This is a genomic window from Shewanella sp. S23-S33 (assembly GCF_043359565.1).
In the GTDB taxonomy this organism is placed as follows: domain Bacteria; phylum Pseudomonadota; class Gammaproteobacteria; order Enterobacterales; family Shewanellaceae; genus Shewanella; species Shewanella oncorhynchi.
The window spans coordinates 142,119-155,136 of the sequence record NZ_JBHFFD010000044.1 but is presented as its reverse complement, the minus strand read 5'-3'; the positions used below and the strand labels follow the sequence as shown (position 1 = coordinate 155,136).

The 13,018-nt window shown below is 43.3% G+C and carries 7 protein-coding genes and 4 tRNA genes; 7 read left to right on the top strand and 4 right to left on the bottom strand.

What is annotated here, in order from left to right:
* The 7 genes from ACHA99_RS11955 to ACHA99_RS11925 all read left to right on the top strand — a co-directional run.
* The coding region (locus tag ACHA99_RS11955) for a choice-of-anchor K domain-containing protein (RefSeq protein ID WP_393942929.1) at window positions 1-3,767 on the top strand (3,767 nt) is incomplete at its 5' end.
* Between the two features lie 116 nt (window positions 3,768-3,883).
* Window positions 3,884-6,061: a type I secretion system permease/ATPase gene (locus ACHA99_RS11950; RefSeq protein WP_105250446.1), complete on the top strand. Its 2,178-nt coding sequence runs from the start codon at window positions 3,884-3,886 to the stop codon at window positions 6,059-6,061.
* Entirely contained in the window at window positions 6,058-7,440 is a 1,383-nt protein-coding gene (locus ACHA99_RS11945) for an HlyD family type I secretion periplasmic adaptor subunit (protein ID WP_168825932.1), read from the top strand. The genes ACHA99_RS11950 and ACHA99_RS11945 overlap by 4 nt, the downstream gene beginning before the upstream one ends.
* Window positions 7,441-7,469: 29 nt before the next feature.
* Window positions 7,470-8,891, top strand: a complete 1,422-nt coding sequence (locus tag ACHA99_RS11940) for a TolC family outer membrane protein (protein WP_393942926.1) — start codon at window positions 7,470-7,472, stop codon at window positions 8,889-8,891.
* Window positions 8,888-9,496 carry an OmpA family protein gene (locus ACHA99_RS11935; RefSeq protein ID WP_105250449.1) on the top strand — a complete coding sequence of 203 codons (609 nt, stop codon included), beginning with the start codon at window positions 8,888-8,890 and terminating at the stop codon, window positions 9,494-9,496. Before ACHA99_RS11940 ends, ACHA99_RS11935 begins: the two co-directional genes overlap by 4 nt.
* A 19-nt stretch (window positions 9,497-9,515) precedes the next feature.
* A complete protein-coding gene (locus ACHA99_RS11930) occupies window positions 9,516-10,223 on the top strand; it encodes a transglutaminase-like cysteine peptidase (RefSeq protein ID WP_105250450.1) in 708 nt (235 codons plus the stop codon).
* Window positions 10,224-10,231: 8 nt separating this feature from the next.
* Entirely contained in the window at window positions 10,232-12,151 is a 1,920-nt protein-coding gene (locus ACHA99_RS11925; protein ID WP_393942908.1) for an EAL domain-containing protein, read from the top strand.
* Window positions 12,152-12,415: 264 nt separating this feature from the next.
* Here ACHA99_RS11925 and ACHA99_RS11920 read toward each other — a convergent pair.
* The 4 genes from ACHA99_RS11920 to ACHA99_RS11905 all read right to left on the bottom strand — a co-directional run bounded on the left by ACHA99_RS11920 (window position 12,416) and on the right by ACHA99_RS11905 (window position 12,963).
* A tRNA-Pro gene (locus ACHA99_RS11920) sits at window positions 12,416-12,492 on the bottom strand.
* Between the two features lie 156 nt (window positions 12,493-12,648).
* Window positions 12,649-12,725: transfer RNA gene (locus ACHA99_RS11915), tRNA-Pro, on the bottom strand.
* A 32-nt stretch (window positions 12,726-12,757) separates the two neighbouring features.
* A tRNA-His gene (locus tag ACHA99_RS11910) sits at window positions 12,758-12,833 on the bottom strand.
* Between the two features lie 53 nt (window positions 12,834-12,886).
* Window positions 12,887-12,963: transfer RNA gene (locus ACHA99_RS11905), tRNA-Arg, on the bottom strand.
* Window positions 12,964-13,018 lie beyond the last annotated feature (55 nt).

The window sequence follows — 13,018 nt, the reverse complement described above, 5'->3', positions numbered from 1 at the left end:
CAGGCCTCAATGTCCAAGATGGTGAGCTAACCGTTAACGAAGCTAACCTTTCAACGGGTTCAGCGCCTAATAGCAATGCGCTGACTCAGACTGGTAACTTTAGTTTTACCTCTGTTGATGGATTAGCCTCTATCACCATCAAAGGACAAAGCTTTAATTTGGCGGCATTACTGGCACTAAGCCCCAATACTGCGGTAAACATTACAACTCCTTATGGTGTCTTAACACTGACTGGTTTCACAGGCGATGCAAGCGGTGGCTCCATCAGCTACAGCTACACCTTAAATAATAATGTCGACAATGACTCTCCCCCTGCAACTAACACTAGTTATTTAGATAGCTTTGCTGTAACCGTTGTGGATCAGGATGGTAGCCAAGCAAATGGCAGCCTTGATGTGAAGATTGTTGATGATGTCCCTAATGCCAAAAACGACACAGGCAGTGTCGATGTTATCGTGGATAGTTTTATCGTATCTGGCGTTGTGGCAAATTGGACATCATGGACAAATGGCACAAGCGTAACCAGGTTCGATGGTACAAATAGTCCTAATGGTGGTGGCACGGATAATGACAGTGGTTTAGATCAGATCAGATGGGGAAATCCAACTAATACCTATCAATCTGGCTATGGTTTTATTGATAATGACAGTGCATTAAATGGTCAGTTCTCATTAAACCAAGATATCATTTTAGGTACTTTTACCCACTATAATTTCCCAGTCTCTTCAGGAGGAGCAATTACCAAAGCAAGCATGGATGTCACTTTCTCGGTTACTGATGCCTATGGGGTAGTCACACCAGTGACCCTTAAAGTCAACTTTGAACACAATGAAACGCCTAACACCAACGATCCTGAAGCATCAAAGGATATTATTAAAGTCAGCAATACGAATGTAACCTTTGAATATCAGGGGGCAATTTATACTCTGCAGGTAATTGGTTTTAGGGATCCAATTACTAATCAAGTTGTGACTGAAATTAGAACGTCTGAAAATGATGCAAGTAGCTATGAACTAGTTGTGCGTGTAGTAGCTGGTAATGGTTATGAATTACCCTCAACTACTGGCAATGTGTTAGCTAATGACGTAATCAGTGCTGATGATGATATCACAGTAATTGGTGCCGCAGCGGGCAACCAAACAGGTTCAGGTACCTCTGGCAACCTAGGAACCATTATTTCAGGGCAATATGGCACGTTAATCATCTTCGCCAATGGTAGTTACACTTATACAGTAACAGCCAACGCCTCTGCGATTCCGGCTAATGCAACGGAAACCTTTACGTACACCATGCAAGATGCTGATGGTGATAAATCCAGTGCATTACTGACTCTAAATGTAAATACCGTTAATGCAAATACGCTTAAAGCGGCTCAAGATCAAGATAGTGGTCCTGAAGATACTACTGTAATCGGTAATGTACTGGATAATGATGGCAATAAAAATACGTCAGTAACCCATTTCACTGTTGCTAACAATGCCGCTCAGCATGCCGCTGGTAGTAAAATCACCTTGGCAGAGGGTGAACTGACTCTCAATGCAGATGGTAGCTACACCTTCAAACCTGCCGCTGATTGGAATGGTCAAGTCCCAGTGGTTACCTACACCACGAATACGGGAGCAACAAACACGCTGACCATCAAGGTAACGCCTGTTGATGATCCAACGATAACTGAGGCAGATAGCAAAACCATTTCTGAGGATGCCTTAGCTAATGGTAACGTGTTGGAAAATGATACGGATGTGGATAGCACATTATCCATTACCAGCTTCCAGGTGAATGGCACAACCTATAATGCAGGTAATGCTTGGTATCAATTACCTGAAGGCAAGCTGCAATTGAAGGCAAATGGTGAATACAGCTTTGATCCAAAAGATCACTGGAGCGGTTCATTGCCTGAAATCACCTACACCACTAATACAGGTGCCACAAGTACATTGAATATCACTGTTAAAGCAGTGGCAGATATACCTAACCTGACAATTAATGGGTACACCTCTGTTGCTGCTATCAACTTTGAAGATGCCAAGTTCTCTGGCAGTTGGGATGGTGTTAAGGCAAATGACATTAAGGGCCTAAATACCATCGGAACTTGGCATACCAGCAATAAAGGTGGCCAAGTTGAGATTGGTTATGAAAGTGTCTACGTCTCTGGTGGCTCCAATAGCAATAAAGTCATGGAAATTGAGTTCAATGGTGGCGATAAAACCTTATATACCGATATTCAAGCGGATGCTGGTCGATTCTACGAACTCGGATTTGATATTGCAGCCCGCTCAGGTAGCGTAAATACCTCTGGACTGACGATTAAGCTTATTCCGCTAGATTCTCAAGGCAACCCATTAAATGCTCAAGCCATAACGCTATACGATTTCGATCCAACGAATGCTAATTGGTTAAGAGATCAAAAGATCACCTTACCAATTAATCACTCAGGTAAATATCGTTTGCAGTTTGAAGGAGATAATGGGGACTCATACGGTGCCTTGTTGGATAACTTAGCGTTTAAAGTGGTAGACAATATGGGCTATCGCGGTGAGTTTATTAAACTCAGCAATATTTCGTCGTCGCTCAAAGATACAGATACTTCAGAAACACTGAATCTTAAGCTGCAAGGCTTACCTGAAGGCGCTGTGCTGAAAGATGCTGCGGGCAACGAAGCTACCGTAGGTGTTGATGGTACTGTGGATATCAGCAACTGGGATAAATCCAGCCTACAGATTAAAGTCACTAGCCATGGCAACTTCACCATCACTGTGGTGGCTACGGCGACTGAAACCAGTAATCAGGACACAGCGCAGAGCACTGCGGACTTCCAAGTCACCATTCTGCACCCCCACAATGTTGTCGGTGGTCAGAGTGTTGATTCATTCATCATGACCGATTGGATCAATAATACAGCTCAATTTGCCGTTAATTTAGGAGGATACGGTACTGTCGCTTCATCATCCAAGACTCAGTACATTGCTAAAGATACTGAGCTGCTGATTAATGCTGGCAATAGTAATGATTACATCGACCTTGGTGTTTCTACTGCTAACAATATTGTGAACACAGGCAGTTCTTTGCCAAACCTAAATAACCCTGTAGTCACTCAGGCAGAGATCCTTAGTAGCAAATTTATGGCTCAGGATGATATCACCACCGATGCAGGTACATTGATGGCTGATGTGCTGCAGCCACTGCAACCAAAAACTGACACTGTTAACCTTGGTAGCGGTGATGATACAGTCTATGGTGATCAAGGTAGTCAACTTGTCTACGGTGGTAGCGGTGATGACTTACTGATTGGCGGCGAAGGTATTGATGGCTTACGCGGCGGTGACGGCAACGACACTCTGATTGGTGGCCTTGGTAATGACGTTCTACGTGGTGATAGCGGTGCTGATACCTTCGTCTGGCGCTATGCAGAAACGGGTATAGACCATATTACAGACTTTAACGTGAATGAGGACAAATTGGATCTGAGTGACTTGCTCCAAGGTGTAAATAGTAACGACCTAAATGACTATTTAAGCTTTAGCTTTGATGGCGGCTCAACTTCGATAACCATTGATACAGATGGTAACGGACCAAACTCGGTAACCCAGTTGATTATTCTTGATGGAGTGGATTTATCTAGAGAGTATGGTGTGACCAGCGATGTTGGTATTATTAATGGCTTACTCGGTACCAATGGTAATGGCCCGTTAATTGTTGATACTCAGCCAATTGTTGTAGACCCTGAGCTCAAGCATGAACCATTGAAAACTACAGAACTATTCTAGAAATAAAATTGTGAACAATTTAGTTTTAATAACTAATTGGATGGCCTATAGAAATATAGGCCATCATGACCGATACTTGCCATAACCATATAAAAATCCAAAGGATAAGTAATTAGGTGTCTGCTGCAGCTTCTGAAAAAATTGATCAATGGACCATTTCAGCCTCACAAAGAGTGTTAGTGGATCCTTTGCTGGATTGTTTAGTGTTACTCACTGAGCATTTTGGCAATCCGTGCTCGAGCGATTCGCTTGCGGCAGGTTTACCCTTGTCAGGTACAGTATTATCACCTGACTTATTGCCTCAGGCAGCTTCAAGAGCGGGGCTAGCGGCTAAGCTGTCTCGAAAAGGCTTAAACGAAGTATCACCTATATTGCTCCCCTGTATTTTATTATTAAAAGACAAAAAAGCCTGTATATTGCGAGAACTTGATGTTGCATCAGATAAAGCAATTATTCAATTACCCGAGACGGGCGGTGAAGAGACACTGACAATTGAGTCGCTCGAAGCCTTATATGTGGGATATTTATTCTTAGTCAAACAAGAATACCGTGGCGACATGGGCTTCGATGTTTATCTACACGATAATAAAACCCACTGGTTAGTCCAAACCCTCAAAGATTCAGCACCAATTTATCGTGATGCATTAATCGCTTCTGTATTGGTGAATTTATTCGCCTTAGTTTCACCGTTATTTATTATGAATGTGTATGACAAAGTCGTCCCAAACCTCGCTTTTGAATCCCTTTGGGTTTTAGCGATTGGTGCGGCGATTGCTTATATGTTCGATCTTATCATGCGGCAACTTAGAAGTTACCTCATCGATGTTGCAGGAAAAAAAGTAGATATTATTGTGTCTTCGCGACTTTTTGCTAAAGCGATAGGTATTCCCCTAGAAAAACGTTCTCCTAGTATCGGCGGCATGGCGAAGCAGTTAGGTGAATTCGATAATATTCGTGAAATTTTAACTTCGGCAACGATCACAACTTTAGTCGATCTCCCCTTCGCGATATTTTTCTTAATTATTATTTTTATTGTCGCTGGTGATCTCGCTATAGTTCCTGTCATTGGCGGCATAATCATTATTGGCTTCACGCTTTATATTCAACCTAAACTCAAAGCGGCAATCGAAGAAGGCAATAAATTTTCAAGCTTAAAACATGGGCATTTAATCGAGAGCTTATCAGCGCTAGAGTCAATTAAAGCTAATGGTGCTGAAGGAATTGTGCAAAAAAGCTGGCAACAGATGATAGGCCACAGTGCAAACTGGCAATTAAGGTCAAAAAAGCTCTCCAACTCAGTATCGAACGTAGCGAACTTTACGGTGCAATTTACCGTTGTCTGCGTGGTGATTTTGGGCGTTTATCGTGTGGCTGATAATGCGATATCTATGGGCGGAATTATTGCTGCGGTTATGCTATCGAGCCGCGCCATTTCACCTATGGCACAACTTGCAGGCCTGATGACGAGAGCAAACCACACAGCTAGTGCACTACGCCAACTGAATGAAATCATGACTCAAGAAGATGAGTTTGAAAATAAAGGGCATTTAGTTAGCAAACAAAGACTCATAGGCAAGATCAATGCTGATCATGTCGGTTTTAGTTATCCAGGTTCTGAAAAGCCTGTGTTGCATCCGATGTCGCTGACGATTAATCCTGGCGAACGCATTGCCATTATCGGTCGAAATGGTTCAGGTAAAAGTACGCTAGCTAAGCTACTGGTCGGGCTATTTCAACCCACGGCAGGAAGCTTGCGCTACGACGGTTTAGACTCAGCACAGATTCATCCGAGTGATTTACGTCGTAATTTTGGATACCTACCCCAAGATGTCACCCTATTCCATGGTTCTATTCGCGACAATATTTTATTTGGTACACGTCAAGTCACTGAACATCAACTCATCCGCGCGGTACAACTTTCTGGTGTGAGTCAATTCACCAACCTAGAAGCAGAAGGCCTAGACCAACAGGTCGGCGAAGGCGGCATGTCACTCAGTCGCGGACAAAGACAAACTGTCGCTCTTGCTCGCGCCACACTGAATGATCCCCCAGTGTTACTGATGGATGAGCCTACGGCGAGTTTAGATGCTCGCGCTGAACAACAATTTATTCGTTCAATGCAAAATGTCAGCAAAGATAGAACGTTAATTCTTATTACCCACAAGATGCATTTATTGCAACTCGTCGACCGCATTATTGTACTTGAACGCGGCCATGTGGTTGCCGATGGACCTAAAGCAGAAGTGCTAGAAAAACTCAATTTTGGCCTAGTGAACGGAGAGGCTAAAAGATGAGTAAACATTTAACAACAAACGACTTAGACATGGTTGATGATGTCTATGGCGCCATGATGACAGACGCTCCCAGCGGACACAGATTAATCATATGGGCACTTGCTGCTATGGTAGTGTGTTTTTTACTGTGGGCGGGGTTTGCTCAATTAGATAAGGTTACGACTGGAACGGGAAAAGTGATTCCTTCATCACAAGTTCAAGTTATCCAAAGTCTAGATGGCGGCATAATGCAAGAACTCTACGTTCAAGAAGGTGAGATAGTCACAAAAGGGCAGCCTTTAGTGCGTATTGATGATACCCGCTTTCGCTCCGACTTTGCTCAACAAGAGCAAGAGGTTTATGGCTTAAAAACCAATGCTATCCGCATGCGCGCCGAACTCGACAGCATTCTAATATCAGACATGACCTCTGATTGGCGTGAACAAGTGCTAATCACTAAAGAAGCATTGATATTCCCTGAAGCTATCATTGCTGCGGAACCCGCCTTAGTGAAAAGACAACAAGAGGAATACAACGGACGCTTAGATAACTTAAGTAACCAACTTGAGATCCTCGTACGTCAAATTCAACAAAGACAGCAAGAAATTGATGATCTCGCCTCTAAAACAACGACATTAACGACGAGCATGCAGCTAATATCCCGCGAGCTTGAACTCACTCGACCTTTAGCCAAAAAAGGTATTGTTCCTGAAGTTGAGTTACTCAAACTCGAACGCACGGTAAACGACTTGCAAGGTGAATTGAATTCAATGCGTTTACTCCGCCCTAAAGTGAAAGCGGCATTAGATGAGGCTATCTTAAAACGTCGTGAAGCCGTATTTGTTTACGCTGCAGAACTGCGCGCACAGCTCAATGAAACTCAAACCCGCCTCTCTCGCATGAATGAAGCACAAGTTGGCGCGCAAGATAAAGTAAGTAAGGCGATTATCACCTCCCCTGTTAATGGCACCATTAAAACCACACATATCAATACACTGGGTGGTGTAGTGCAACCTGGGATCGATATTATCGAGATAGTACCGTCGGAAGATCAACTGCTGATAGAAACTAAAATCTTGCCTAAAGATATCGCTTTCTTACATCCAGGATTACCCGCCGTAGTAAAAATTACCGCCTATGATTTTACCCGCTATGGCGGCCTTAAAGGAACTGTCGAACATATTAGTGCCGACACTTCTCAAGATGAAGAAGGCAATAGCTACTATCTCATCAGAGTTAGGACAGCAGAATCTAGTTTAACCAAAAACGATGGCACACAGATGCCAATTATTCCGGGGATGTTAACTTCAGTTGACGTTATCACGGGGCAAAGATCCATACTTGAGTACATTTTAAATCCAATTTTAAGGGCTAAGGACACAGCGCTCAGAGAGCACTAAGCCTTTTTTTATAAACCGGGAGGTTGGTCATGAAGACTTCAGCAATACGACAATTTCAATGTTCAAAGATAGCCATAGTGCTGTCATTAATCCTATTACCTTTATCGGCTCAAAGTCAGACGTTAGAACAAGCCGTTGCACATACGCTAGATACAAACCCAGATTTACGAGTAGCCTTCAACCGCTTTAAAGCGCGAGAAGAACAAGTTAATCAAGCGATAGCAGGCTATATGCCAACTATTGATGTCAATGGTGGCTACGGTTACGAACAAACCGACAGCGTATCGACACGTAGACGACCCAATATCGGTGAAGTCGATAGCAAAGGGGTGGCTGAATTAAATCCCGGAGAGTTTGGTGTTAGCATAAAACAAATGCTTTTCGATGGTTTCTACACCAGCAGTGAAGTTGATCGTTATAGCTTTGAAGCTAGCGCAGACCAATGGGCACTGCTTGCTGCAGCTGAAGATATGGCACTCGATGTCAGTAAAGTCTATCTCAACTATTTACGCACCGATGAAGTGTTAAAATTAGCCGAGAAAAACCTTAACAGCCATAAAGAAATTTATGACCAGATTAAACAACGTACTGACTCAGGTTTAGGCTCAATCGCGGACCTATCACAAATCTCGGGACGTTTGGCGCGTGCTAATGCTAACGTTATTTCTGCTCGCAACAATTTACTTGATGCAAAAGCACAGTACGTCAAAATTGTAGCGTCGGCTCCGGCAGACTTAATATTACCAGTGCCAGATGCAGACATGCTGCCAAAGGATCTTAGCTCTGGCATTATTGTTGCGCAAGAGAATCACCCCATACTCAAATCTGCAGCAAACGATATTAGTGCCGCAGAAAATGAACGCTCTTCAGTACAATCCAATTACTATCCTCAGGTTTCTTTAGAACTGAATGGTAACTGGAATAACGATATCAGCGGCGAAGATGGAATATCAGGTGCTGGTGCTTTCCGCAGTGATGTGGGTGGTCATAGTAACGATCTCGTCGCCATGGTGAGGGTGAGATACAACTTATTTGCGGGGGGTAAAGATCTTGCCCGTGAAAAAGAAACTGCTTACAAGTTAGGTGAAGCGAAAGAAATCCGCCAACGCGCCCAACGTGAAGTTGTTGAAGGGGTAAACCTAGCTTGGAACGCATTTGAAATGCTAGCGCCGCAAAAACAATATATTCGCGATCATGTCGTGGCCGCAAAGGATACTCAAACAGCCTATGCACAACAGTTTAATTTAGGCCAACGCAGTCTACTCGACTTATTAGATACCGAAAATGAGCTCTTCGAGGCACGTAAAGACTACTTACAAACTGAATATGATGAAGTTATTGCTAAGTATCGCGTGCTCAATTCTACAGGGCGATTATTAGACTCACTTAAAGTCACTAGACCTGATGCGTGGCGCGGAGAGCGCAATTATGAAGGAGGAGCTAACAAATGAAAACTCTCACATTTTTTCTAAGTGTCACTCTTTTAGCTGGTTGTTCGATGCGCGATACGGTTAATATTGACGAAATGGTCACAACTCAAACCTATGATCTATCTGATAAAGATAGCGATGGTGTCATTGAAGCCCGTGAACGCTGCAACGACACAGCCCAAGGGGCAGGTATTGATAACTATGGCTGTGGCAAAATAAAAGCGATTAACGAGCGAAAGGAAATAAATATTTTATTCCCGAATGACTCTGCTTATATTGCGCCTGAGTACTATCCTCAAATTGAAGAGGTGGCTATTTTTCTACGTCAGTATCCAACGACCAAAGTGACTATCGAAGGTCACACGAGTCGCACAGGAACCGATGAACGAAATACCGTATTATCTCAAGAACGTGCAAATGCTGTCACCGCTGTACTGGCTGAACGCTTTAGTATTGATAGAAGTCGATTAACTGCTATTGGATATGGTTCTAGCCGCCCAATTGTTTTAGAACAGACGCCGGAAGCAGAAATTCGTAACCGTCGTGTTGTTGCAGAAGTCACTGGTGATGATACGGCAGCAGACATGAAATGGACAATTTACTCGGTCGATGACAACTCAAAATAAAGGACTAACACATTAGGTTATGAACGGCAGACTTGATTATAAAGATTCATTATTGCGAGTCTGCCGCTTTAGCCTAATAGCGTCAGCCCTAGGCATATGTTGCCTATATGCGGCCCCCACACAAAACCTTGATGAAGTGAAGATAACTTCAACCCTAGAAAAACATTACGGCGAACGTGCTGGAATGCGAGCAAGGGCTTGGTTCAAAGTGTTATCGGAAGCGAGTACGCTAGATGAAAAAGAAAAGTTATTGAAGGTGAATAACTTTTTTAATTTATTCCGTTTTGTGGATGACAGTAAATTATGGGGAGACTCGAATTATTGGGCAACGCCGATGGAGTTTATTGGTGTGAATGGCGGTGATTGCGAAGACTTTTCGATCGCAAAATACTTCACCCTACTCCAACTTGGTGTTCAAGAGGACAAGATGCGGATCACTATGGTTAAAGCCACTACGGTTAATCAATACCATATGGTATTGGCTTACTATGAAACACCATCATCAATTCCTTTAGTGCTCGATAATCTTGACCATGAAATAAAACCCGCCACAAAAAGAAAAGATCTACTGCCTGTTTATAGCTTTAATGGTAAACAGTTATGGCTCAATAAAGAGCAAGGTCGAGGCGTACTGGCAGGGTCCTCAAAACGATTAGAAAAATGGAACGATCTTAACCATAGATTAGGTGTTGACCGTCTTAGGCAACCAAAATTAAAACTGGAGTAGCACCAAAAATGACACTGTTTAGACAGATTTATTCGCTGCTTTTTAGCCTGTTCTTGCTTGTAGTTGCAAGCCTTGGCTATGTGCAATTCACTGAGACTCAAAGCTTTTTAACAAAGCAAATGGAGTCCGATCTAAACAATGCCAGCACTTCACTCGGTCTAATGCTTACCCCAGCACTTGAAGCCGGCGATACCGCAGCGGCAGAAACCTTAGTGAATGTTATTTTTGAAGGTGGTTACTATCAAAATGTAAAATTGACTTGGATGGTCGATGGTAAGCAACAAGAGTGGAATAATCCTTTAAAAATTGAAGATGTCCCTCAATGGTTTATCAATCTAGATCTGTTTAAAACCATAAAAAAACAAAGCACTATCACCTCGGGTTGGCTGCAGCTAGCACAGCTTGAAATCACTGCTCATCCTGGTTTTGGTTATCATGAACTATGGCGAATCATGTCCAATACCATCATCGCCTTCTCACTACTTTTTCTCGTTGCTATTTTTACAGCAAGAGTAGGCTTAACATGGATATTGAAACCCCTCCACACCCTTTCTGAACACGCAAAAAGTATCGCAGCACGCCAATTTGGTCCAGACATGGCACTACCCAAAACAACCGAATTAAAAGACTTAGTGACTGCATTTAACAGCATGTCAGCTCAATTGAAACAAGTGTTCCATTCTCTTGACGAAGAGGTTGGCGCATTACGTAAGAAGAATCTTGTCGATCCGGCGTCAGGCCTGCCTAACCGCCAATATGTAGTAAGCCGTTTAAATGGTTGGTTAAGTGAATCTAGCAGCGGCGCTTTATTCCTCGCCAAGCTCGACTGGCTCGAAGAAGTGCACAGTAAATATGGCTATCAAGTTCGAGATGAAACCATACGGATCCTCGCAGAAAAGTTTCAACAGCAATTAAACGAAATAACGCCTTCGGTCATAGGGCGTATTGCCGCCTATGAATTTGCATTTTTAGTGACCGATGTTGAACACGATCAGATCAGCAAATATTTACAAACACTTATCCGTACCATCAACCAAGAAATGTCAAAAGCAGGCTGTAAGCCCAACGAAGACTTTGCTATCGGTATTGCGGAACGTATTGGGCAAATGAATGTGTCGGATATTTTGGCCCAAGCCGACAATGCCCTTCAAAAAGCGTTACAAGAAAATAAAACCTTCCACTGGTTTGAAACCACAGAGCAGCAATTATTCACCCGCGAGCAATGGCGCGATAACCTAAGCCATGCCATCAGCAATAAGAAGTTTAAGTTTAGATGGCAACCCATCCAATTTTGCGATGGTGATGGCATAGCGCAACGGGAATTGTATTGCCAATTAGAGCTTGGCGATCAACTCGCCCATGCAGGGCAATTTATGCCGTATATCGAATTATTATCACTTGGTGCCTTACTCGATAAATGCTTAATTGAAACTGTCTACGAGCAAAAACTGCTCGAGCGGAGCTATGAACCGCTCGCAATTAACTTAACACACCAAAGTATTAACGATCCTCAGTTCCATGAGTGGCTAAATCAATTTTTGCGAAATGCCACATTTATTGAGCGCATCTGCTTCGAAATCCCTGAGGCTGGTGTTTATAGTGATCTTAAGTCATGCCAGCACTTATGTAACATCATTCGCGATAACGGTGCTAAGTTTGGTATTGACCACTTTGGTCGTCAGTTTGGCTCTATGTCTTATCTACAGGAATTAAGACCTAGCTATGTGAAGCTGGATCAATCCTTCGCCTACTATGATGAGACACACCACAATAGCGAATTGTGCCGCGCCCTAATCAACGTAGCAAAAGGATTGGACATTCAAGTCATAGTGACGGGTATTCAAGAAAAAGCTCAGCTAGAACGTTTTAACGAGCTTAGAACAGATGCCTATCAAGGCTTTATCGCCCCGCCAGTGAATCTTGACTAAGCCGTATTATTAAGAAGTGATGTTTGCAAACAAAAAGCTCCGTAAGGAGCTTTTTGTTTTTCTACGGTTGAGTGACTATGCCGATACAGTTCTGCTCTGCAAGTCTGCCAGGTGTAAATAAGAACTGTGGCCAACTTCTATACTCATTAAGGATGCGCTATCAAGCGACAACAAACATGATAATGTCAGTGAGTAGTTCCATTTCGCCAATGCAAAAAAGCCTCAGTGTATTCATTAATGAATGCTGAGGCTTTTCTACTTATTTGGTCGGTGATAGAGGATTCGAACCTCTGACCCTCTGGTCCCAAACCAGATGCGCTACCGGACTGCGCTAATCACCGTAAATTTTGTACTATTGTTTACATACGCTTAGAGGGTTCACCCTCTCGTCCACTTTCATCCAAAACATCAGGATGCGTTATCGGACTGCGCTAATTACCGTAAAACATTAACTATTTACTTAACTTACATTAAGTTCGCTAGTCACGCGAAGAATTTGGTCGGTGATAGAGGATTCGAACCTCTGACCCTCTGGTCCCAAACCAGATGCGCTACCGGACTGCGCTAATCACCGAGAATGAAAATCTTTATATTAAAGTAAATGAATGGGGTGACTGATGGGGCTCGAACCCACGACAACCGGAATCACAATCCGGGACTCTACCAACTGAGCTACAATCACCACTGATTTCCACTTACTTTGCTAACCTTAAAGCTCACAACTCTGTTCGGAAGTGGTGCGCCCAAAAGGATTCGAACCTTCGGCCTCACCCTCCGGAGGGGTGCGCTCTATCCAGCTGAGCTATGGGCGCTCGCCTTGGTTAGCGCCGCATATACTAGGGTCAAATCCCCTTTGAGTCTATAGCT

Bases quoted from the DNA above. Each gene is read 5' to 3' on its own strand.
- ACHA99_RS11925 (WP_393942908.1), top strand. From the start codon at position 10,232: ATGACACTGTTTAGACAGATTTATTCGCTGCTTTTTAGCCTGTTCTTG.
- ACHA99_RS11940 (WP_393942926.1), top strand. From the start codon at position 7,470: ATGAAGACTTCAGCAATACGACAATTTCAATGTTCAAAGATAGCCATA.
- ACHA99_RS11935 (WP_105250449.1), top strand. From the start codon at position 8,888: ATGAAAACTCTCACATTTTTTCTAAGTGTCACTCTTTTAGCTGGTTGT.
- ACHA99_RS11945 (WP_168825932.1), top strand. From the start codon at position 6,058: ATGAGTAAACATTTAACAACAAACGACTTAGACATGGTTGATGATGTC.
- ACHA99_RS11930 (WP_105250450.1), top strand. From the start codon at position 9,516: ATGAACGGCAGACTTGATTATAAAGATTCATTATTGCGAGTCTGCCGC.